The sequence below is a fragment of the Pedobacter westerhofensis genome, from assembly GCF_900182595.1.
Taxonomy (GTDB): Bacteria; Bacteroidota; Bacteroidia; order Sphingobacteriales; family Sphingobacteriaceae; genus Pedobacter; species Pedobacter westerhofensis.
In genome coordinates this window covers 39,514-60,507 of sequence record NZ_FXTN01000010.1, presented here as the reverse complement: position 1 = coordinate 60,507, position 20,994 = coordinate 39,514, and the positions used below count along the sequence as shown (strand labels likewise).

General features: G+C 40.7%; 22 protein-coding genes and 1 tRNA gene. 19 read left to right on the top strand and 4 right to left on the bottom strand.

Annotated elements, in window-relative coordinates; translation table 11 throughout:
• Positions 1-14 precede the first annotated feature (14 nt).
• Positions 15-1,520 carry a F0F1 ATP synthase subunit beta gene (gene atpD, locus FN831_RS19050; RefSeq protein WP_142529788.1) on the bottom strand — a complete coding sequence of 502 codons (1,506 nt, stop codon included), beginning with the start codon at positions 1,518-1,520 and terminating at the stop codon, positions 15-17.
• A gap of 150 nt (positions 1,521-1,670) precedes the next feature.
• Here atpD and FN831_RS19045 point away from each other — a divergent pair, with 150 nt between their 5' ends.
• From FN831_RS19045 to FN831_RS19035, 3 genes are all read left to right on the top strand, one after another.
• The gene (locus FN831_RS19045; protein WP_142529787.1) at positions 1,671-2,588 is read left to right on the top strand and encodes an SDR family oxidoreductase; all 918 of its coding nucleotides are present in this window, start codon (positions 1,671-1,673) and stop codon (positions 2,586-2,588) included.
• Between the two features lie 6 nt (positions 2,589-2,594).
• On the top strand, positions 2,595-3,059 hold the full coding sequence (locus FN831_RS19040; protein ID WP_142529786.1) for a redoxin domain-containing protein: 465 nt from the start codon (positions 2,595-2,597) through the stop codon (positions 3,057-3,059).
• 98 nt (positions 3,060-3,157) lie between these two features.
• Positions 3,158-3,231 (top strand) — tRNA-Arg (locus tag FN831_RS19035).
• Between the two features lie 75 nt (positions 3,232-3,306).
• Here the strand turns inward: FN831_RS19035 and FN831_RS19030 are convergent.
• Complete coding sequence (locus FN831_RS19030; RefSeq protein WP_246101625.1) at positions 3,307-3,555, bottom strand: hypothetical protein; 249 nt, start codon at positions 3,553-3,555, stop codon at positions 3,307-3,309.
• A 267-nt stretch (positions 3,556-3,822) separates the two neighbouring features.
• On the opposite strand from FN831_RS19030, the gene FN831_RS19020 reads away from it, so the two are divergent.
• From FN831_RS19020 to FN831_RS18975, 10 genes are all read left to right on the top strand, one after another.
• Positions 3,823-4,053 carry a winged helix-turn-helix transcriptional regulator gene (locus FN831_RS19020; protein ID WP_246101623.1) on the top strand — a complete coding sequence of 77 codons (231 nt, stop codon included), beginning with the start codon at positions 3,823-3,825 and terminating at the stop codon, positions 4,051-4,053.
• An 11-nt stretch (positions 4,054-4,064) separates the two neighbouring features.
• Positions 4,065-4,955, top strand: coding sequence for an AraC family transcriptional regulator (locus FN831_RS19015; protein WP_142529785.1), 891 nt, complete (start codon positions 4,065-4,067; stop codon positions 4,953-4,955).
• Between the two features lie 112 nt (positions 4,956-5,067).
• Complete coding sequence (locus FN831_RS19010) at positions 5,068-5,889, top strand: aldo/keto reductase (RefSeq protein WP_142529784.1); 822 nt, start codon at positions 5,068-5,070, stop codon at positions 5,887-5,889.
• A gap of 153 nt (positions 5,890-6,042) precedes the next feature.
• Positions 6,043-7,497 (top strand): Fe-S cluster assembly protein SufB, encoded by a 1,455-nt coding sequence (gene sufB / locus FN831_RS19005; RefSeq protein ID WP_142529783.1) that lies wholly within the window; start codon positions 6,043-6,045, stop codon positions 7,495-7,497.
• Between the two features lie 32 nt (positions 7,498-7,529).
• Complete coding sequence (gene sufC / locus FN831_RS19000) at positions 7,530-8,294, top strand: Fe-S cluster assembly ATPase SufC (RefSeq protein ID WP_142529782.1); 765 nt, start codon at positions 7,530-7,532, stop codon at positions 8,292-8,294.
• A gap of 2 nt (positions 8,295-8,296) precedes the next feature.
• A complete protein-coding gene (gene sufD, locus FN831_RS18995; RefSeq protein ID WP_142529781.1) occupies positions 8,297-9,610 on the top strand; it encodes a Fe-S cluster assembly protein SufD in 1,314 nt (437 codons plus the stop codon).
• A gap of 8 nt (positions 9,611-9,618) precedes the next feature.
• The gene (locus FN831_RS18990; protein ID WP_142529780.1) at positions 9,619-10,494 is read left to right on the top strand and encodes a helix-turn-helix domain-containing protein; all 876 of its coding nucleotides are present in this window, start codon (positions 9,619-9,621) and stop codon (positions 10,492-10,494) included.
• Positions 10,494-11,474, top strand: coding sequence for an acyl-ACP desaturase (locus tag FN831_RS18985; protein ID WP_142529779.1), 981 nt, complete (start codon positions 10,494-10,496; stop codon positions 11,472-11,474). Before FN831_RS18990 ends, FN831_RS18985 begins: the two co-directional genes overlap by 1 nt.
• 193 nt (positions 11,475-11,667) lie before the next feature.
• The gene (locus FN831_RS18980; RefSeq protein WP_142529778.1) at positions 11,668-12,147 is read left to right on the top strand and encodes a hypothetical protein; all 480 of its coding nucleotides are present in this window, start codon (positions 11,668-11,670) and stop codon (positions 12,145-12,147) included.
• Positions 12,131-12,676: a hypothetical protein gene (locus tag FN831_RS18975; protein WP_142529777.1), complete on the top strand. Its 546-nt coding sequence runs from the start codon at positions 12,131-12,133 to the stop codon at positions 12,674-12,676. The genes FN831_RS18980 and FN831_RS18975 overlap by 17 nt, the downstream gene beginning before the upstream one ends.
• Before the next feature lie 958 nt (positions 12,677-13,634).
• Here FN831_RS18975 and FN831_RS18970 read toward each other — a convergent pair.
• On the bottom strand, positions 13,635-13,973 hold the full coding sequence (locus tag FN831_RS18970) for a hypothetical protein (RefSeq protein ID WP_142529776.1): 339 nt from the start codon (positions 13,971-13,973) through the stop codon (positions 13,635-13,637).
• Positions 13,974-14,131: 158 nt separating this feature from the next.
• Between FN831_RS18970 and FN831_RS18965 the strand changes: the two genes are divergently transcribed.
• Positions 14,132-14,506 carry a hypothetical protein gene (locus tag FN831_RS18965; RefSeq protein ID WP_142529775.1) on the top strand — a complete coding sequence of 125 codons (375 nt, stop codon included), beginning with the start codon at positions 14,132-14,134 and terminating at the stop codon, positions 14,504-14,506.
• Between the two features lie 519 nt (positions 14,507-15,025).
• On the opposite strand, the gene FN831_RS18960 is transcribed toward FN831_RS18965, so the two are convergent.
• Complete coding sequence (locus FN831_RS18960) at positions 15,026-16,402, bottom strand: glycoside hydrolase family 28 protein (RefSeq protein WP_142529774.1); 1,377 nt, start codon at positions 16,400-16,402, stop codon at positions 15,026-15,028.
• A 187-nt stretch (positions 16,403-16,589) separates the two neighbouring features.
• Here FN831_RS18960 and FN831_RS18955 point away from each other — a divergent pair, with 187 nt between their 5' ends.
• The 5 genes from FN831_RS18955 (at position 16,590) to obgE (ending at position 20,935) form a co-directional block, all read left to right on the top strand.
• Positions 16,590-17,618 (top strand): sensor histidine kinase, encoded by a 1,029-nt coding sequence (locus tag FN831_RS18955; RefSeq protein WP_142529773.1) that lies wholly within the window; start codon positions 16,590-16,592, stop codon positions 17,616-17,618.
• Positions 17,599-18,360, top strand: coding sequence for a LytR/AlgR family response regulator transcription factor (locus FN831_RS18950; RefSeq protein WP_142529772.1), 762 nt, complete (start codon positions 17,599-17,601; stop codon positions 18,358-18,360). Before FN831_RS18955 ends, FN831_RS18950 begins: the two co-directional genes overlap by 20 nt.
• A gap of 158 nt (positions 18,361-18,518) precedes the next feature.
• Positions 18,519-18,917, top strand: coding sequence for a hypothetical protein (locus tag FN831_RS18945; protein ID WP_142529771.1), 399 nt, complete (start codon positions 18,519-18,521; stop codon positions 18,915-18,917).
• Between the two features lie 416 nt (positions 18,918-19,333).
• Complete coding sequence (locus FN831_RS18940) at positions 19,334-19,903, top strand: adenylate kinase (protein WP_142529770.1); 570 nt, start codon at positions 19,334-19,336, stop codon at positions 19,901-19,903.
• Positions 19,904-19,912: 9 nt separating this feature from the next.
• Positions 19,913-20,935 carry a GTPase ObgE gene (gene obgE, locus FN831_RS18935; protein ID WP_142529769.1) on the top strand — a complete coding sequence of 341 codons (1,023 nt, stop codon included), beginning with the start codon at positions 19,913-19,915 and terminating at the stop codon, positions 20,933-20,935.
• The last annotated feature ends 59 nt before the right edge of the window (positions 20,936-20,994 follow it).

Below are 20,994 nucleotides of genomic sequence, written 5' to 3'. Positions count from 1 at the left end.
ATGTATACGCTTAATTAAGCGTTTGCTTCAGCTAATAGTTTTTTACCTTTTTCAACTGCATCTTCAATGCTACCTACCAGGTTAAATGCAGCTTCAGGATATTCATCAACTTCACCGTCCATGATCATGTTAAATGCTTTGATCGTTTCTTTGATGTCTACCAATACTCCTTTTAAGCCTGTAAACTGCTCAGCTACGTGGAAAGGCTGAGATAAGAAACGCTGAACACGGCGTGCGCGGTGAACAACCAGTTTATCTTCTTCAGATAACTCGTCCATACCAAGGATGGCGATGATATCCTGCAGTTCTTTGTAACGTTGCAGTAATTCTTTTACGCGTTGTGCAGTATTGTAGTGCTCATCACCTAAAATAGCAGGAGAAAGGATACGTGATGTAGAGTTTAACGGATCTACAGCAGGGTAGATACCAAGCTCAGCAATCTTACGTGACAATAATGTTGTAGCATCCAAGTGGGCAAATGTAGTAGCCGGAGCCGGGTCAGTCTCATCATCCGCAGGTACATATACAGCTTGTACAGATGTGATTGAACCACGTTTGGTTGAGGTGATACGTTCCTGCATTAATCCCATCTCTGTAGCCAGCGTTGGCTGGTAACCTACTGCAGATGGCATACGGCCTAACAGTGCCGATACTTCTGAACCTGCCTGCGTGAAACGGAAGATGTTATCAACGAAGAAAAGGATATCTTTTCCTGCGCCTTCACCGTCACCGTCACGGAAATATTCAGCAACTGTTAATCCTGATAAAGCTACACGTGCACGTGCCCCAGGAGGCTCGTTCATTTGTCCGAATACCAGTGTTGCTTTAGATTCTTTTAATTTTTCAGTGTCAACTTTGCTCAGGTCCCATCCGCCTTTTTCCATCGAATGAAGGAATTCCTCGCCATAGTTGATTACACCAGATTCGATAAACTCACGTAAAAGGTCATTTCCTTCGCGTGTACGTTCTCCAACACCAGCGAAAACTGATAAACCATCATATGCTTTCGCAATGTTGTTTACAAGCTCCATGATCAATACAGTTTTACCAACACCGGCACCACCAAACAAACCGATTTTACCACCTTTTACATAAGGCTCTAATAAATCGATTACTTTGATACCTGTGTAAAGTACTTCTGATTCAGTTGAAAGTTCGTCGAAACGCGGAGGTGCATTGTGGATGGATTTTCCAACAGTTTTGTCAACTGCATTGATACCATCAATTGCTTCACCTATAACATTGAATAAACGACCTTTGATTTGATCTCCAACCGGCATTTTGATCGGAGAACCTGTGCTCAATACAGACATTCCACGAACAAGACCATCAGTCGAGTCCATTGCAATGGTACGTACACGGTCTTCACCAAGATGTTGTTGAACTTCTAAAACGATCTTCTGTCCGTTTTCTTTTTCAATCTCTAATGCAGAGAAGATTTGAGGTAAATGAGCATCGTCAGCAAAACTCACGTCTACTACCGGTCCTATAATCTGCGCTATTTTTCCAATGTTAGGCATATATTGTTTTTGGTAAAATTATAAATATCAAATTGTTAAAGGCCTGTTTAAAGCCTGCAATTCGGTTTGCAAAGCTAAGATTTTCCCATATATTTTTTATATATAAATAAAAAGTTTTTCCACAGTTTTTTTATTGATAGTTTAGCAGGTATGAAAACCATATTAGTTACCGGCAGCAATGGGCTTCTGGGGCAGAAAATAACCTCCGCTGTGCTTGCCGGACGGCAGTTTAATCTGATCGCTACCTCAAAGGGACTGAATCGTTTTAAGCCGGAAACTGGCTATCAATATGAAAGCATGGATATTCTTGATCCTGCAAATGTAAGGGCAGTGGTAGAAAAATACCGGCCCGATGCGGTTATTCATACTGCGGCTTTAACAAATGTGGATAAGTGCCATGAGCAAAGAGTACTTGCATTTGATTTAAATGTTAATGCTGTGCAAACCCTGGCAGATATCTGTACTGAGTTTGGTGCGCAGCTGATCCATTTGTCCACGGATTTTGTTTTTGACGGTGCAGCAGGCCCCTATGATGAAGAAGGTGTTCCCAACCCGCTGAGCTATTACGGAGAAACCAAGCTTAAAGCAGAAGAGGTTGTTCAAAATGCAAAATGTAAATGGGCAATCGTGCGCACTATTATTGTATATGGTATCGTGAGGGAGAAAAGCAGGAGCAATATTGTGCTCTGGGCAAAGGAAGCGCTGGAAAAGGGAGAACCCATTAATGTAGTGAACGACCAGTGGCGGATGCCAACACTGGCAGAAGACCTGGCCGAGGGCTGTCTGCTGATTGCAGAGAAAGAAGCAAGGGGCATCTATAATATCTCGGGTGATGAGATGATGAGCATTTCAGAACTCGTAGCTAAGGTTGCTGATTTCTGGCAGCTTGATAAAACACTGATCAGGGAGATCAGTTCGGCGTCATTAAACCAGGCAGCAAAGCGACCGGTAAAAACTGGTTTTATCCTGGATAAGGCGGTGCGCGATCTGGGTTACAGAGCCCATCGTTTTACAGAGGGACTGGCCTTGCTGGATAGTCAGCTGGTACAAAGAGAACTTAACAACTAATATTTAATGGGATTACAAATAGGCGACCAGGCACCAGACTTTAAACTGGTAAGTTCAGAATTGAAAGAAACTACACTGGCAGATTTCAAAGGAAAGAAAGTAGTACTGCAATTTTTTCCAATGGCTTTTACAGGTGTATGTACTACTCAGCTTTGTACAATGAGGGATAGTTTTGGTTTTTATGAAGGTATGAATGCTGCGGTACTGGGGATTTCAGTTGATTCTCCGTTTACCCTGGCTAAATTTAAAGAAGAACAGTTTTATCAGTTTCCGTTATTGTCGGATTTTAACAAAGAAGCTTCTCCGGCATACGGTGCTTTTTATGAAGAATTCGCTTTTAATCTTAAAGGTGTTTCAAAAAGAGCTGCTTTTGTGATCGATGAAGAAGGAAAAATTGCATATGCCGAGGTGCTGGAATCGGCAGGTGATCTTCCTGATTTTAATGGGATTAAGAAGGTTCTTGAAGGATAATCGGGTTGGTATTTGTATCGGATTGTAAGATTATTTTCAAAAAAAGTTTTGAAATCCGAATACAAATACTACTTTTGCAATCCCGTAACGAACGGAATGCATTTGTAGCTCAATTGGATAGAGCATCTCACTACGGATGAGAAGGTTTGGGGTTCGAATCCCTACAAGTGCACATTAAGGGAGAAAAGTGATACAAGATCATTTTTCTCCCTTTCTTTTTTTAGTCCATCCATGTCATTCATCATACCTATAACAAAACGCGAAATCTTGAAGACACAAGGAACGTTACCGCGCCGTGTTTAACCGACATTTCTACGGATAAACCACTTCCGACTTTCCCAAGGTAAACCTCTAAGGGCTTTACCTTAATCTTTCCTTCTGCAATTGTGGAATAACAGGGGCCGTCATGTCCCATTAAAACAACATCGTCGGCAAAATCCATGGCATAATATTCAGTAAAAGAACTGCCTGAACCAAAGCTGTCCATGATCTTCATCGCCTGCACGTTTTTAATCTCATACTCTCCGGCAACGGGGGATATGTTTGCCTGTCAGGATGGAATTTCTAAGAATAACAGATGCAGCGAAATTTTATTGGCTTGATTTCCTGTCCCTTTATGCTGCTAACCGTCTTACTATTGCGGCGCCAATACCGCGGCTACCACCAGTTACAAGCGCAATTTTATTTGCTAATTTTTCAATTTGTATATATTGTTGTTCAACATTTGGACAAACTTAATCGGTAATTATTAAATTTGTGAGTCATGCAAAAATTGTTAGTTACTGATAACAAAGTAAGTATGAGAAAAGAAACATCAATTAATGCCATAAATGAACAGACAATTAATGATGCTTGCGGTATGGCGAACTTACCAAATGTAATGGGAGGACGGTGGAAACCGGCGATTTTGAGTCAATTGATCCACGGAACCATGCGTTATAACGAGTTGAAAAAGTCTGTAGTGGGAATCAAGTGCAACGCAAAAGCCAAATAATAAATAACCCTATGTTTCCAACATATACCATCGAAGATTTCGCTTCACCAAGAGCAATTCAGGGCCAGTTCATGTTGGAAAGATTCGAGGATTTAGCCAGGCCAAAAAAATGGCAATTTCCACATCTGCATAGTTTTTATGAAATTATATGGGTAAAGGAAGGTACTTCAAAACATACTATTGATTACCACGACTTTGATATACAACCAAATAGTCTTTTTTTTATTTCTCCGGGACAGGTCCACTTGCTTAGCCAGTCAGAAAATGTAGTAGGTTACAGCATTGCTTTCACCTGGGAGTTTTTATTAATGAACAACTTTAATCAGGATGCTGTTCTTGCGCTTACATTTTTAGACGATAGTTACGCTAATCCTTTCCTTGCGCTCACACAAGAGGCAATCCAGGAGATAGAACCTGTAATAAAGCTGATTGTTGAGGAGATCAATCGAAATAATAAATCACTGGTAATTCTTAATCATTTGCTTTTTGTTCTTCTTAATCATATTCAGCGGTTAGGTGCAGTTGAGAGATCAGATATTCTGGATTCTTATCAGGTAATTACCTTTAAAAAGTTTAAAAAGTTTATTGAGTTAAGTTACAAGAGAGAAACAGGCCTTTCATACTATGCCGGTTTACTTTCTATGTCTGTACATCACCTGAATGAAATTGTAAAAAAAGTAACCGGCCGGACGGCTGGGGAAGTGATCCGTGACCGCGCTTTAACGGAGGCCAAGCGTTTGCTTGTACATAGCCGCTTCTCTATCGGACAAATAAGTGAAGAACTGGGCTTTAAAGATTTCTCCTATTTTTCCCGTCAATTTAAGAGTCAGGAGGGTTCTTCACCTGCAGAATACCGCAGGCAGATGTATCAGAAGTATCAGAATTCTACTCGGTCGTACTAAAAGTGCCAATTTCCATCCGGATCTGAATAATCACACGATATCGCTTGCCGTAATTTTGTTCCAGTAAATTGGGTGTCATCAGATCAGCTATTGGATTTTGACTTTAAACAATATGATAAAGAGAATAATACCTTCTACAGGTGAAAAACTCCCTGTAATAGGGCTTGGTACATGGCAGACATTTGATATTTCCAATCACCAGTTAAATCCTTTGCTGGAGAATGTATTAAGGAAGTTAAATAAATACGGTGGCAGCCTGATTGACAGCTCACCGATGTACGGCCTCTCAGAACAGTTGATTGGTGACTTGATGGCAAAAATTGAAAATCCGCAGGATTATTTTTATGCCACTAAAGTGTGGACTACAGGTTTGCAGGCAGGTATTCAACAGATGGAACATTCTATGGTCAAGATGAGGGTAAAGACAATGGACCTGATGCAGATACACAACCTGCAGGATTGGAAAACCCATTTGCCACAGTTAAAGAAATGGAAAGAGGAAGGCAGGATCCGGTATATAGGGATTACACATTATACAGATTCCAGCCATACCGAGTTGGAAAATATCATGAAAGCTGAAAACATAGATTTTGTTCAGTTCAATTATTCTATTGATTCGCGTCATGCCGAGAAACGTTTGCTTGATGCAGCGGCAGATCTTGGTGTAGCTACGCTGATTAATCGTCCGTATGGCGAGGGTAGCCTTTTTCAAAAAGTGCATGGTAAGCGGCTTCCTCACTGGTGTTACGATTTAGGGATAGATAACTGGAGTGATTATTTCCTGAAATACATCCTGATGCATCCCGCTGTCACATGCATTATCCCTGCAACTAACGATCCTGTACATGCAAAGGAAAATTTTAATGCCGGATTTGGTGCCTTTCCTGATAGCAGGCTAAGAAATAAGATGACAGATTATCTACAGGACTTATAAAAATGGAAGCACTGATAGTACTGCAAGATATCAAACTACAGAATTTTAACGCGAATTGTGCGATAACTGCCGGGATCTATCGGATAGATTATCGGGATGAGGCCCCGACCTTTGTGTGGTAGTTTTAACTTATTAAGACTTCATGCAAATCATATGAAAGATAATAATGAAGTAATAGACACACTATTAGATAGTAGCTATGAATTTGGCTTCAGTACTGATATTGAAACTGATGTAGCCCCGGTCGGACTGGATGAAAATACGGTCAGGTTTATTTCGGATCAAAAAGACGAGCCGGAATGGTTGTTGGAATGGAGGCTTACAGCTTACCACCACTTTATGAAGCTTGCACAAAAGGATATGCCCGGCTGGCAACATTTTGATATGCCTGACCTTGATTTTCAATCTATGTCCTATTACGCAGCTCCCAAAAGCAAACCATTGCTGGACAGCCTGGATCAGGTAGATCCTGAACTGCTCGCAACGTTTGCAAAATTAGGGATACCACTTACTGAGCAAAAAATGCTGGCTGGTGTTGCTGTAGATGTAATCTTTGATAGCGTCTCGGTTACTACCACTTATAAGGCCAAACTAAAAGAACTGGGCATTCTTTTCTGCTCTTTTGGTGAAGCTGTTCAGGAATATCCGGAATTGGTAAGGAAATATCTTGGCAGTGTCGTGCCGGCGACGGATAATATCTTTGCGGCCCTTAATTCTGCAGTGTGCTCTGATGGTTCATTCGTATATATACCAAAAGGAGTACGGTGCCCGATGGAATTGTCTACTTATTTCAGGATCAACGCGATCAACACCGGACAGTTTGAACGGACACTGATCATTGCTGATGAAGGAAGTTATGTAAGTTATCTGGAAGGATGCACAGCTCCGCAAAGAGATGAAAATCAATTGCATGGTGCCGTGGTTGAACTCATCGCCTTAAAAGATGCGGAGATCAAATATTCTACGGTGCAGAACTGGTATCCTGGGGATGCAGATGGTAAAGGTGGTATCTATAATTTTGTGACCAAGCGCGGTATCTGTAAAGGCAGTAACGCTAAAATATCCTGGACACAGGTAGAAACAGGATCAGCAATTACCTGGAAGTATCCAAGTATCATCCTTAAAGGAGATTACAGTACCGGTGAATTTTACTCTGTTGCTGTAGTGAAAAACAAGCAAATGGCAGACACCGGTACAAAGATTTATCATTTGGGCAGCCATACTAAAAGCAGGATTATCTCCAAAGGAATCTCTGCCGGTGTTGCACAAAACACTTATCGCGGTTTAGTCCACGTGGGAAAAAATGCAAAGCATACCAGGAATTTTACGCAGTGTGATTCCTTGCTGATTGGTGATAAGTGTGGTTTGCATACCTATCCTTATATCGAATCGAGAAACAGTACTGCCCAGCTGGAGCATGAGGCTACCACTTCAAGAATTGGGGAAGATCAGATCTTCTACCTCAACCAACGGGGTATCGACAATGAAAAAGCAGTGGCGCTCATTGTAAATGGCTATGCCATGGAAGTGCTGAAACAATTGCCAATGGAATTTGCAGTAGAAGCTCAAAAGTTGCTTGCTATTTCGATGGAAGGTAGTGTAGGGTAGTTGATCATCATCATTTAATAAAAAATCATATCATGTTAACAATAAATAACCTGCATGCTTCAATAGATGGGAAAGAAATCTTACGTGGCTTAAACCTTCAGGTCAATCCTGGTGAAGTACATGCGATCATGGGGCCAAACGGTTCAGGTAAAAGTACAACCGCATCTGTTCTGGCAGGCAAACCAGAATACGAAATAACCGGGGGAGAAATCATCTTTCAGGGTGAAAACTTAAACGGAATGGCTCCTGAAAACCGTGCAGCCGAAGGAATTTTCCTGGCATTTCAATATCCGGTAGAGATCAAAGGTGTATCAAATATCAATTTCCTGAAAACCGCTGTTAATGAAATCAGGGCATATCATGGATTGGAACCGATGCCTGCAAAAGAGTTTCTTAACAGAATTAAAGAAAAACAGGAGTTGGTTCAGTTTAGCAATGATCTTGCAAAACGTTCGCTGAATGAAGGTTTCTCTGGTGGCGAGAAAAAGAGAAACGAAATCTTCCAGCTGGCTATGCTGGAGCCCAAACTTGCTATCCTTGACGAAACGGATTCCGGACTTGATATTGATGCCCTGAGAATTGTAGCTCATGGTGTCAATAGCTTGAGATCAAAAGATAACGCGTTTATAATCATTACGCACTATCAACGCTTACTGGAATATATAGAACCCGATTTTGTGCATGTGCTGTATAACGGGCGTATCGTGAAATCAGGTACAAAAGAACTGGCCCTGGAACTGGAAGAAAAAGGATATGACTGGCTGAAAAGCGAATCCCGTGATTATATAACTGCTTAAGTATGCTATTAGAAAAAACTAAGCTGCTTGATCAGTATTTTGATGAAGTACTCAAAGAACAGCAGCAAATTGATCTTCTGCTGGGAGACCCGGTTCATCCGAACCTTTATTCGTTAAGAGATATGGCCAGGCAATCTTTCAGATCTAAAGGGATACCGCATAGCGGAATGGAAGACTGGAAGTATACACCGGTAAGGGCTTTTGTTGAAAAAATATTAAGGGTGAAGGATGGTTATCCCAAGTATTCTTCATCCGCTGCAGATGCCTTGCAATTGGAGAAAAGCTGCTATATCATGGTGATCATTGATGGTAAGTGGTGGCCACATCTATCCGATCCGATTTTGACGGACAGCCTCGAGATTGCATCACTGGACCAGGTATCTTCAGAAACTGCAAAAATTGCTCATCTTGGCGCTCATGCAGATATTGAACATCCTTTTGCAGCACTAAATACCGCATTGTTTTCTGATGGTATCATGATCAGGGTAAAAACTGGTGTGCTGCTGGAGAAACCAATTTATCTGGTTCATATTTCTATGGGCGAGATCAATCCGATGTTTTACCCACGTATGCTTTTTGTTGCTGAAAAACATACCAAAGTTACGCTGATTGAAAAGTTTGTGGTGAGTGACACTTCGATTTATACGGTGAATAACAGTGTAAGTGAGGTTGTTGTTGAAAATGGGGCAGAAATGGAACATTATTATATCCATACGGAGAACGAACTCTCTGTAAACCTGCAGTATGCAAGGGTGATTCTGGATGAGGGCAGTAAATACAGCAATTATAATTTTGCATTACCGGGATCGCCTTTCATCAGACATGACCTTCATGTATCAATGCGGGGCACTGGGGCAGAAACAACTCTCTATGGTATGGTGCTCACTTCAAAAAAACAGCTGGTTGATAACCATACCTGTGTAGACCATTCGGTGCCTGATTGTATCAGCAATGAGCATTATAAATGCATTGTAAAAGACCAGTCCACCCTGGTGTTTAATGGAAAGGTGATCGTTCATCCGGATGCGCAGCGTACTAATAGCTTTCAGAAGAACAGCAATTTGCTACTGTCCGACGACGCTGTGATCAATACCAAACCGGAACTCGAAATTTATGCAGATGATGTAAAGTGTAGTCATGGTGCAACGATGGGCCAGTTTGATTCAGAAGCTTTGTTTTATCTGACTAGCAGGGGAATCCGCGAAAATACAGCCCGACAAATGCTGATGGAGGCTTTTGCTGCTGAAATTATTGAAGTGGTACCTGATGAGATGGTTAAACAATACCTTAAAAATATAATGGCAGAACACTTATAGATTGCAGAATGAAGAATAGTGAAGGAATCTTATTAAGACAACTTGGGCAAGCAAATCAGGGTATTAAAGTAGAAAGATTTACAGGCAATATGCTGGAAGATCCAAGGGGATCCTATGAACCCCACAGGCATGAGTACTTTAATTGTTTTCTGCTTGAGAAGGGACGGATAGATATTCTGATTGATTTTAAGGAAACAACTGTCAAAACCAATAGCCTGATTTTATCTTATCCGGGCCAGGTTAATCAGGTTATAGCCTCAACTGTTGTGTCTGGATGGTTTTTATCTTTTGATACAAAGTTAGTAGACCAGACAGTACGGAATACATTTGAACAGTCACTGTCTGAAGTAATGACCCTGGTACTTAACCAGAAAGAGGCGTCATGGTTTAAACGCCTGATTGAACTCATGCTTGATCTGACTGAAGGTGACCATCACATCTCAGGAAATACACATGTGCTGCATTCTTTGCTTACGTCGTTCATCTATCAGGTCACAGATACCTACCAGCAGCGCGAACATAGCATCACGCATCAGCATTCTGGCAGACTGGTCTCCATTAATAAAGAATTCCGGCAATTGCTACGCCGAAGATACAAGACGATGAAAAAGCCATCAGAGTATGCTGATTTACTGAACTTATCGGCAAGTTATCTGAACGATGCCGTAAAAGAGGTAACCGGATTTCCTATGTCTTATTTTATACAACAGGAAATCATCCGCGAAGCACAGCGATTGCTTTACTATTCAGAGCTAAGTGTTAAAGAAATTGCCATATCGCTGGGTTATTCTGATTTTAAATATTTTAACCGTTTCTTCAGAAAGGCAACCGACATCACCCCCGGTAGCTTTAGAAAAAATAACATTCGATTTAAACATAGTTAATGGATTACTTTATAGAGAAAAGACGGGAAGTAATGAAATATGTTGAGCCAGTGATGCTGGAGAAGATGTGGGACTTTCTAAAACCTATCGATGAGAACTGGCAGCCTTCGGATCTGTTGCCTGATCCTGTTCAGCATAACTTCCTTGAGCAAATTGAAGAAATACAGGAAAGAGCGGCGGGACTGTCTTATGATTTGCTTGCAGTGTTAGTAGGGGATACGGTCACAGAAGAAGCTCTACCCACGTATGAATCCTGGTTATCAATGGTTGAAGATGTAAATATGGATGAAGCTGGCGGATGGATGCGCTGGATCAGACACTGGACAGCTGAGGAAAACCGGCATGGGGATATATTGAACAAATACTTATATCTCTCCGGCAGGGTAAATATGCGAATGATGGAAGTCTCAACTCAGCATCTGATAGCAGATGGTTTTGACATTGGTACTGGCAGCGATCCATACAGGAATTTTATTTATACCTCTTTTCAGGAAATAGCCACGAATGTATCACATCGCCGTACAGCTACGCTGGCTAAGTTACAGGGGGACGCGGTGCTTTCAAAAATCTGTGGTACAATAGCCTCTGATGAAGCACGGCATGCTAAAGCATATCAGTTTTTCATGGAAAAGATCTTTGAAGTGGATCCCAACGGAGGTATGCTTGCTTTTGCGGATATGATGCAAAAGAAAATTGTGATGCCGGCGCATTTTTTACGGGAGTTTGGTGAACCACAAGGTCTGGCATTTGCCCACTTTTCTGATGTAGCCCAGCGCCTGAACGTATATACAGCCCTGGATTATGTTGAAATTCTGAATACATTGATTAAGAACTGGAAGATAGCTGACCTTTCTGGTTTGAGTGATGCCGCTGAAAAAAGCAGGGATTATCTAATGAAACTTCCGCAAAGGTTAAACCGCATTGTTGAACACAGGAAAATGACTTATGGCGATTTTAAATTTTCCTGGATTAATGGGTGATGTTTCACTGGCGACTATATCATTGAAGGTTTTAAGCCTTTTCTTTTTTTGCTTAGTTCATCTTACACAGTTGATCAGAGTGTCCGAACAACCCCTTTATAGCCAATTCCCGCTTACTCCAATTTGGAAAACTTTTATGATTAAATTTTTTTGTTTACATTTCTTGTAAACATTTTATATATTTGACTAAGCGATGTATATCATAGATACGATAACAGGTGAACACATTTCGGCGGCGGTCAGTAGAATTGACCTCAAGGAAATCGCATTGATCAATAAATCCAAGCGCTTCGATTTTAATTGGAACGCTGAAAAACTAAAGGACGTATACAAGTTAGCTGCTGAGGGAATCAGTGAACCTTTAGGTTTAATGTCATTAGTTGACAGGCCAGAGGATTTCGCAATAGAGATACGCCTCATAGCTGTTTCTAAAGATAATAAAGGAAAAGAACGGAGATATGATAGGATTGCCGGGAGTATGATTGCATTTGCATGTAAAGAATCTTTTGCGGCAGGTTATAATGGCTTCATATGCCTGAAACCAAAGACCTTGATTAAAGATCATCATAGAGAAAAATATAATTTACAGTCCACGAAGTTGTTTTTGGTTTCTGAAGGAAATAACTCACTCGACCTCATTAAAGCGTATTATCAGGATGGAAAAGAAAAGTAAAAATTATCAGGTAGTTGATATTTCAAAAATTAGCGATCAGGATCTGGCAGATGCTTTTGTTTTTCCGAAAACAACCAATAGCTCCGCGGAAGAAAAACGAGAAGAAGCGGAATTTTGGTCGGACCGCAGAAAGCAGTTTGAAAACAGGACGTCCGAACAAAAGATATATACTAAATTACTACAACTCAAATTTCAGCTGGAAGAATACATTGGTAATTATAAATATGAAGAGGCTCTAAATTTTGGCTACTTCCTGAATGAGTATGTTTCCAGGCAGGAGAAGAAAGACAAGCAATTTGCGAGTGAAGTGGATATAAAGCCAGCAGTGCTCAGCCAGTATATTAATAACCATCGTAAACCAACCGAGAAATTTGTAGTCAGGCTGGAGTTACATTCCAACGGTATGATCCCTGCAATCAGCTGGTTTAAACTGGTTCAAAAGGATAAAGAACACGAGATTATGACTAATCAGGATTTGAGACGTATGGAAAGTAAGCACGTGAAAAATCATCTGAAATTAGCATATTAATTTAATATGGGATCAAGATCTTAATAATGCTCAAACCAAGTTTCAAGTTTTCAAGTTTTAAAGTTTTTATAAATTAGCAAAATCATCACATTTTATTGAATTAAAAATTGAAAAGAAGGCAGTAAAGCCCACAATTAATCTTTTGGATTGGAGTGGCTATAGCTTTTGATATAAGCAACTATAGCTCTTTTTTGACAATTATCAAGGCTATCGATTCGTTGACCATCTTTTTTAAATCCCTTGTGTACATACCGTTATGTTTGTCTTTAAATATGTAATCAGCTAACTTAACGCTATCCAAAGCCGAGATTTCTATAAAAAGAAGAATATTTGGTTTTGATCGTGGCCCGTAATCATTTATGGAATGGCAATTTCTACAGCCTAAAGTGTTAATGCTCTTACGTCCGTCTCCCAATATGACGTTGCAAGAATCTTTGGAAAGTTTAATTTTCGACTTTGCAGAGTTCTCCACTCTAATATTGCCATTAGTACAAGCAATGGCTAATAAAATGATAACACTACCTAAACTTTGCTTTATTGTATTTAAAACCATTGGTAGAATTATTTAAGAAAGTTCGCAGTTTATTTACTGTATTCATGGAAGGATTAGCATAGGATCCGCGTGTCATATCAGTGATGTCATGCATTAAATATCTGTTCATATCTTCACGTTCAAGAGCAGTAATCTCGGTTCCGGATCTATCATTTAGATGGTACATCAATCTATTTTTTAAGTTTAGTTTTTCTATATCATCTAGTCCTAAAGTATGAAAGAATTCATGTACGGCAATATAAGGATCCTTTACCCAGGAAGTATACTTTATCACTACTGGTCCACTTTCTCTGTCAGTCAGTCCACCGACTCCATAAGTTGAACGCTGAAACCCAATGTCATCTACAACAGCAATTACGAAGTCATTACCGAGAAGTTGAATTTGACTGCTAATTTGTAGAAGGGTTACTGTATAATTGAAATTGTAACGTATACTGTAGCTAGCAGGTGTATTTGTAAAAATGTTTTTTGATGGACTATACTTAAATATTGATAGCCGGATGCATAGGCTCCGCCTTTGAGTTTATTCGCGATAGCCTGTTGGGTAAAACTTATTAGACTCGTCAACCGGTCTGTAGATGTGCTTGTAAGATCAATCAACTTTATCGTTATAGAGATATCGCCAGAAAAGGTCAGTTCTCCATTGCCATTGTCTGCAATTCTCAGATGGGTGCCCACTATTCCACCTGTTAATTTTTTGCCCTGAATAAATGTAAATCTTGATTTTAGCTGTTCCAAATCCATATTCAAATCTATATAGATTCAACAACTTACCATGGTTATTGTTTAGATTAATTTAGTTGTCAATTGCTTTTTTGTGTTTGTCTGTTTCGAAACCGTATGCTGTTGTTTAGGGTAAATATTTCAACTTTGTTTAGTATCTTAACCTTATGAAATTTCGAATGATAATCTTTCCCCTTCTTCTGATCGTGTCAAATTTATGTGCGCAAACCGACTATGAAACCATGGATGGTTCTGCTTTCAGGATCGACGGACAATCCTTTACGTTGAAGAAGGAAGTAATCTTAAGAAAATACGGTAAACCTATCAGGATTTTTGAGCCGAAATATGAGTGCGGGTTTCTTTCTGAAGACGAGCAAGGGATGAAGTTCTTCTCGCTCGATTATGGTGATTTGAAGTTTACCGGGAACAACAAGGAAGGATATTTGCTCGAAGAAATTGTATTTAAACCTGCTTTAAAAAGGAACATTACCTTTAGAAATACACCGCTCTCTCATCAGACGACTATACCAGATTTTGAATCCATGTTGGTGTGAAAGTAAGTGGTTCTGAAAAGGTGATTTATAATAAGGGGACAGATGACGCGTACATTTTTACATTCTCCAAAGGGAAGTTATTAAAGATAGAGTACTGGTCTCCCTGTTAGGTTTAGCAAAGAGCCCATATTATGCTTTTAATAATTTTGAGTCATTGTAAATCAATCGAATGTTGTTCTGATTTTTTAGGAGAGAGTTTGATCCATGTTTTAACAAGTCCGCTAAAGTACCCTGTCATCGCCGATCGTTTCCCTTGCTGATTCTACCCAGAAGCTAGGTGAACGCTAGGGGAGTGCTGCCGGAAGGCTACGGGAACGCGACAGGCGAACAGTTAACGTAATGCGAACATTATATATCTGCGATCTGGGTTAGCTACCTCAAAAACTTTTTAATTGACCCCAGCGGTAAATTAAACGTAAAAATTTACGTGGCGAAGCCTTGTTAAAAAACCAGGTGATTTGCAGTTTAAAAAAAAAAGCTTGCAAATCTTTAATTTACAAGCTTTTTTACATCGAGGTATCAGTTCAATTTTATCATTCCACTGTTCACAGCATCTACCTCATCTGTATGATCGGCACTGTAAACATTAGTTTTGGAAAGGGAGGGAGCGCTGATGTTTTTCAGTTGAACAGCGGTTTTCGGTTTGACACCGCTGGCATAGAACTTAACATTTTCTAAACGCAGCTGCTCTACATTTGATGCTCCGAAAGCCCATGGTGCTGCTGTTTTGGAATCAGTAATATAATGAACTGATACATTTTTAAAGAGAACGCTCTTGTAATTGTATCCGCTGTCACTGTGTATAGCTATAGGATTCTTAATAGAGTCTGCCTTTATCTGCTCAACAACAATATCTTTTGCATTATTACCCTCATGCAGTTCAAAAATAAAAGGATTATTCATATTATGCATTTTGAGGTTCGAAATACGAACACCTTCGATATTGCCTTTCACCAAACCCCAGCCTCCTGGCTGGATATAGATGCCTGCCAGCATATTGGTACGGTGAGCTGCACCAGAAGTACGGTGCGCATATTTTCCAGGCCCAGTAAAACGCGAGTCATTTACAAAGAAACCGTTAACAGGCATAATCACACGAATACCATTACAGGCTGAATTGATACTGCAGTTTTGCACCCGGAAATTTTCCCAGAAGCCACCGGCAATGGCATCATCACCGGTTTGCAGATTACATTGTTGCAAAAGTATATTCCTGCCGCCGCGGATGTGGATTCCATCCCAGCCCTGCTGGATTTTTACGTTCTGAAAAATCGAATTTTGCAGGTCATAAGCAAGGATAGCATAATTGGCAGCTTTTTCAATAGTAATGTTTTCAAACCTGAGGTCTTTGCAGTTTGCGATCACGATGGTATGCGGACCGCGCATACCTTCCTCGCCCTTGGCATTAAAAACATGGTCTCCGTCAATATGTCCTTCTCCGGAAATTGTCGCCCTATTTACACCTTGTGCGATGATTAAAGCCTTGGTCCATACGGTATCGTAGGCACTATTGGAATTATTCCCGGTTGTACTTATCGTATTGTATTTAGTAAGGTCCGTTTCAGGAACAAATGAACGATAAAGCTTCATATCAGATGTGCCTTTTAAAACCGCCCCCTTGTTTAAATGAAGATTTACATTGCTTTTCAAATAGAGCGTAGCAGTTAGAAAAATGCCCTGAGGCACAATCACCGTTCCACCACCTTCAGCGGCACATTTGGCAATCGTCTGATTGATGATAATGGTATTTACAGTTTTGTTGTCTCCCCTGGCACCAAGCTTCTCGATATTGTAGCTTGTTTGTTGTGCGAAAGATGCAGCGGGCAGAAGAATTAAAAATGATCTAAGGATAAGGGCTGAAAAGCGGGAGTTAGTTTTACGGCTAATAAAGTTCATGAAGTATGTATCGGGATTAAATCTACGAGATCTCAAAAATAAAAAATTTGATGGTAAACCTGCTATGTAGTCTTTAGTAATAAATCTTCTTCTGGCCCAGCAGCGAAGCGGGAGAAAGATTATCCTATATCAATTTCTCCCTTTCTTTTGTCGTAAATCTTTAAAATATTTTGTGTTACCTTTACATATGTACAAAAAATACCAGATAAAATGGTTGCTGATCCTCTCAGCAATCATGATCATCTGCACTTCATTTCTTGGGCAAGCAGATCTTTCCAGGACTAAATGGTGTCATTTTTTAGACCATTCCATTAAGATCTTTGTTCCAATTGCGGGTTGCTGGATGATCGATGGCTATTTTCTTACCAATAATTTCCGCCGGCTCTCGGGTTATCCCAAATATTTGCTGAGCATCCTGTTAGGGATAGTTGCCCTTTTGGTCCTTAGCTATCTTATAGACCAGATAAATCCTGAAAACTATTTTTATGCAAATAAAATCGGATATCAGACCTCCAAAGATATTTTACTGCACCTGGGCGGTAATAGCTTCCTGAGCCTGATATGCTATTTTGTTTTTTCAAACAGGTATACAAGTGCCACACTCAAGAAAACCATGATAGAAAAAGGCCTGCTTGAGCGTGCCCACCTCAGGGCACAACTGATCTCGCTGCAGCAGCAGATCAGCCCGCATTTTCTGTTCAACTCGCTCAGTACACTAAAGACGATGGTTAACGACCCCTCAGCAAAGAAGTATATTGTCCATCTGGCCGGGGTCTACAGGTACGTGCTGAGCTTTAATGAGCATTATCTTACCAGGCTGGATGATGAGCTGAAGTTCATCAGTTCCTACCTCCACATACTCAATGAGCGCTTTGGGCACATGCTCAGGGTAGATATGGATATTCAGCAGCGGCATACAGCCTTGCTTTTGCCTTCACTTTCCCTGCAGCTGCTGATCGAGAACGCAATCAAACACAATGTTTGTTCTGAAGAACACCCGCTGTACATTTCCATTACCACTACCGATTTACCCGCGTTAAAAGTGGAGAACAATTTGCAGCCAAAGCGTTCAAGGCTGGAGCGGCCGGGAACGGGTTTGAAAAACATTATTGAACGTTATAAATTGTTGGTTGACAAACCTGTAGAGGTGGACAGCAACAATGGGAAATTCACGGTCACCTTACCATTGCTTACTCATGAAAGTAATTATAATTGAGGATGAGATCCGTACCGCCAACGAGCTGAGAAGTATGCTTTTGGCGATAGATGCTGATATTCAGGTTGAAGCCATTCTTGGAACTGTTTCGGCCGCACTCGACTGGTTTGAGCATAACGCCATGCCGGAACTTATTTTCTCGGATATTGAGCTGGGCGATGGCCTCAGTTTTGAACTCTTTAAAAAGATAAGTATAGACGTTCCGGTAATCTTTTGTACTGCTTTTGATGAGTATGCGATCAGGGCATTTGAATCCAACAGCATAGACTATCTCCTAAAGCCCGTAGATGAGGCCACGCTTCAGAAAAGCGTTGAGAAATATTTGCGTTTTAAAGAGCATCTCATAGCTGGCGGGCAGCGATTGAGTAATATGGAGCGGGTAATCAGCCAAATGGAACCTCCCTACAAGCAGACGATCCTGGTAGATTACCGGGAGAAAATCATTCCCGTTAAGCTTAGCGATGTTGGATTGATCTATTCATCAGAGGGAGCCGTGTTTCTTCAGCTTGCGGACAAAAGGAACTTTATGGTTCGTTATACACTTGAACAGCTTGAGCTGACGCTCGATCCCCAGCTGTTCTTTCGTGCCAACAGACAGTTTATCGTCAACAGGGAATTTATAGACGACATTGAATATTACTTCAACAGAAAGCTGCTGATCACCACAAAGGTAGAATCACCAGAGAAAATCATTGTCAGCAGGATCAAAGCACAACCTTTTCTAAAATGGATGGAGCGCTAATACCGGGAAAGGCTGAATAAATTATTCTGTTCTCAGTTCAATGCGGGCAATTGGCTGCTTCAATCCCAAATTTGATCACTTCAGCAAAAAAGCGATATTCCGATGTAAAGGCCGGCTTACCTTTGAGTTATAAATTAAAAAAAAATAATATTGAAAACATGAAAAAGGTAATTTTAATCTTGCTATCTGGAATGCTCTTTTTTAGTAATACCTACGCACAGAAGTATTTTGGAAAGACGTATACACCCACACAAACTGTGGATCAGTTTTATGACATTGCCGACGTATCAAAGGGATATACAGTGATGGGAAAAACGGAACTTGACAAAGGTTTCCGTTCGCTGGAAAAGACCCAGGAAAAAATCATCGAACTGGCAAAAAAGAAAGGTGCTGATGGCATAATCTTTACGATGGAAGAAGAAGTTTTTGCTACAACCAGTTCCGGTAGCGGCACTGTAAGTAAGAAAAAGGAAAATAAAGCAACAGCTTTTTCAAACAGCACTACTACAGACCTGAAAGAAAAGAAGATCAGAGCAACATTTATAAAATATAAATAAATTCTTTGCTGCAGCAAAGCTGTTTTTGGGGACGGCTTTGTTGCTTTAATTTGATCTTTTACGGAGCTGAAGTACAATGAAGCACACGGGTTTAGCAGAGAAGAATACCAGATTGAATATTACAAAGCGATGTTGGGCTTTTTTAGCGGGCATTTAAAATAATCAGGAAAGACATCAAAGGAAAAGCAGCAGCCATGCATTGGCAGAATGGGTTCTGAAACTATTTTTTTTGCCAAAAATTGAACGAACCAGATTAATAATTCTATATTTGCAGCCTTGAAAGGATTTTGGTCGATTGAGTTTTTTAAACAGGGCCTGAATTCAATGATCTCTTCTGTTTGAAGAGTCAGCAGAAAAGAAATTTTCGCCTTGTTGCCTGTGGCAGGAAGGCTTTTGAAATTTTAAAGACAACCCAAATGCTTAATTTTGTTCTCTTTGGCCCACCGGGTGCAGGTAAAGGCACCCAATCAGAAAAATTGATAGAACGTTATCAATTGAACCACATCTCTACAGGTGACATTTTCAGAGCACATATTAGCAACCAGACGCCGCTTGGTAAACAGGTAAGTGCACTGATTGCCGATGGACAGCTTGTTCCTGATGCAATTACCATTGCCATGCTGGAAGATGAAGTAGATAAAAATCCGGGTGCCAAAGGCTTTATTTTTGATGGTTTCCCCAGAACAGTAGCGCAGGCTGCGGCACTGGATGAGTTCCTGGAAAGTAAGGGAAGTTCGATCACAGCAGTTATTGCTTTGGATGTGGATCAGGAAGAACTGACAAAAAGAATTGCTGAGCGTCAGAAACTGACCAACAGGGCGGATGACCAGGCAGACAAATTACAAAAGCGTATAGAAGAGTATTTCAGCAAGACAATTCATGTTTTGCCTTATTATGAAGCACAGCATAAACTGAGTAAAATCAATGGCATCGGTAATATCGATGATATTTTTGCTGAGCTGTGCGGAGTGGTAGACCAACATTAAAAAAGATTTATGTCACAGGGTTCAAATTTTGTAGATTATGTTAAAATATGCTGCCGTTCCGGTAAAGGAGGGGCAGGATCTTCACATTTGCACCGTGATAAAATGACATCAACCGGCGGTCCCGATGGCGGAGACGGTGGACGGGGAGGGCACGTGATCTTAAAAGGTAACGCGCAATTCTGGACACTGCTTCACCTGAAATACCGCAAACATATTCTCGCCTCTGACGGCGGTCCCGGTTCAAGCTCTACCAGTACCGGTAAGTCTGGTAAGGACGAGTTTTTGGAAGTGCCGCTGGGCACTATCGCTAAAGATGCTGAAACCGGCGAAGTACTTTTCGAAATTACTGAAGACGGACAAACAGAAATCCTTACCCCCGGTGGAAGAGGCGGATTAGGGAACTGGCATTTTAAAACTTCTACTCTGCAGACCCCACGTTTTGCACAGCCCGGAGAATCAGGGATTGAGCAGTGGATCGTGCTTGAGCTGAAGGTACTGGCGGATGTAGGCCTGGTAGGTTTTCCAAATGCCGGTAAATCAACGCTGCTGTCTGTAGTTTCGGCTGCGAAACCGGAAATTGCAGATTATCCTTTTACTACACTTGTCCCAAATCTGGGTATTGTTTCTTACCGTGGCAGCCAGTCCTTTGTGATGGCTGATATCCCCGGGATCATCGAAGGTGCGTCTAAAGGAAAAGGACTCGGATACCGCTTTTTACGTCATATCGAACGTAATTCTGTGCTCTTGTTTATGGTTCCTGCAGATACAAACCGGTCGATAAAAGCAGAGTACGATATCCTTAAAACGGAACTGCTGGAGTATAATCCAGAACTGATGCAGAAACCTCACCTGCTGGCTATCACTAAATCTGATATGCTGGATGACGAACTTACCGCAGAAATGGAGAAAGATCTTCCTGCAAATGTTCCTTCAATTTTTATTTCTTCAGTAGCACAAAAGGGCATCACTGAATTAAAGGATATGATCTGGAAAGCGATCAATGCAGAGGAGCCCTCTCTTATCTCAAAATAAATTTTCTAAATTTTGTTGAATTATTTGTAACTATTCTTAATTTATTTTAAATTAGGACT

What these genes read in the sequence shown, in the direction of transcription:
- atpD (WP_142529788.1), bottom strand. Translation starts at nt 1,520, where the DNA reads ATGCCTAACATTGGAAAAATAGCGCAGATTATAGGACCGGTAGTAGAC.
- FN831_RS19045 (WP_142529787.1), top strand. Translation starts at nt 1,671, where the DNA reads ATGAAAACCATATTAGTTACCGGCAGCAATGGGCTTCTGGGGCAGAAA.
- FN831_RS19040 (WP_142529786.1), top strand. Translation starts at nt 2,595, where the DNA reads ATGGGATTACAAATAGGCGACCAGGCACCAGACTTTAAACTGGTAAGT.
- FN831_RS19030 (WP_246101625.1), bottom strand. Translation starts at nt 3,555, where the DNA reads ATGAAGATCATGGACAGCTTTGGTTCAGGCAGTTCTTTTACTGAATAT.
- FN831_RS19020 (WP_246101623.1), top strand. Translation starts at nt 3,823, where the DNA reads ATGCAAAAATTGTTAGTTACTGATAACAAAGTAAGTATGAGAAAAGAA.
- FN831_RS19015 (WP_142529785.1), top strand. Translation starts at nt 4,065, where the DNA reads ATGTTTCCAACATATACCATCGAAGATTTCGCTTCACCAAGAGCAATT.
- FN831_RS19010 (WP_142529784.1), top strand. Translation starts at nt 5,068, where the DNA reads ATGATAAAGAGAATAATACCTTCTACAGGTGAAAAACTCCCTGTAATA.
- sufB (WP_142529783.1), top strand. Translation starts at nt 6,043, where the DNA reads ATGAAAGATAATAATGAAGTAATAGACACACTATTAGATAGTAGCTAT.
- sufC (WP_142529782.1), top strand. Translation starts at nt 7,530, where the DNA reads ATGTTAACAATAAATAACCTGCATGCTTCAATAGATGGGAAAGAAATC.
- sufD (WP_142529781.1), top strand. Translation starts at nt 8,297, where the DNA reads ATGCTATTAGAAAAAACTAAGCTGCTTGATCAGTATTTTGATGAAGTA.
- FN831_RS18990 (WP_142529780.1), top strand. Translation starts at nt 9,619, where the DNA reads ATGAAGAATAGTGAAGGAATCTTATTAAGACAACTTGGGCAAGCAAAT.
- FN831_RS18985 (WP_142529779.1), top strand. Translation starts at nt 10,494, where the DNA reads ATGGATTACTTTATAGAGAAAAGACGGGAAGTAATGAAATATGTTGAG.
- FN831_RS18980 (WP_142529778.1), top strand. Translation starts at nt 11,668, where the DNA reads ATGTATATCATAGATACGATAACAGGTGAACACATTTCGGCGGCGGTC.
- FN831_RS18975 (WP_142529777.1), top strand. Translation starts at nt 12,131, where the DNA reads ATGGAAAAGAAAAGTAAAAATTATCAGGTAGTTGATATTTCAAAAATT.
- FN831_RS18970 (WP_142529776.1), bottom strand. Translation starts at nt 13,973, where the DNA reads ATGGATTTGGAACAGCTAAAATCAAGATTTACATTTATTCAGGGCAAA.
- FN831_RS18965 (WP_142529775.1), top strand. Translation starts at nt 14,132, where the DNA reads ATGATAATCTTTCCCCTTCTTCTGATCGTGTCAAATTTATGTGCGCAA.
- FN831_RS18960 (WP_142529774.1), bottom strand. Translation starts at nt 16,402, where the DNA reads ATGAACTTTATTAGCCGTAAAACTAACTCCCGCTTTTCAGCCCTTATC.
- FN831_RS18955 (WP_142529773.1), top strand. Translation starts at nt 16,590, where the DNA reads ATGTACAAAAAATACCAGATAAAATGGTTGCTGATCCTCTCAGCAATC.
- FN831_RS18950 (WP_142529772.1), top strand. Translation starts at nt 17,599, where the DNA reads ATGAAAGTAATTATAATTGAGGATGAGATCCGTACCGCCAACGAGCTG.
- FN831_RS18945 (WP_142529771.1), top strand. Translation starts at nt 18,519, where the DNA reads ATGAAAAAGGTAATTTTAATCTTGCTATCTGGAATGCTCTTTTTTAGT.
- FN831_RS18940 (WP_142529770.1), top strand. Translation starts at nt 19,334, where the DNA reads ATGCTTAATTTTGTTCTCTTTGGCCCACCGGGTGCAGGTAAAGGCACC.
- obgE (WP_142529769.1), top strand. Translation starts at nt 19,913, where the DNA reads ATGTCACAGGGTTCAAATTTTGTAGATTATGTTAAAATATGCTGCCGT.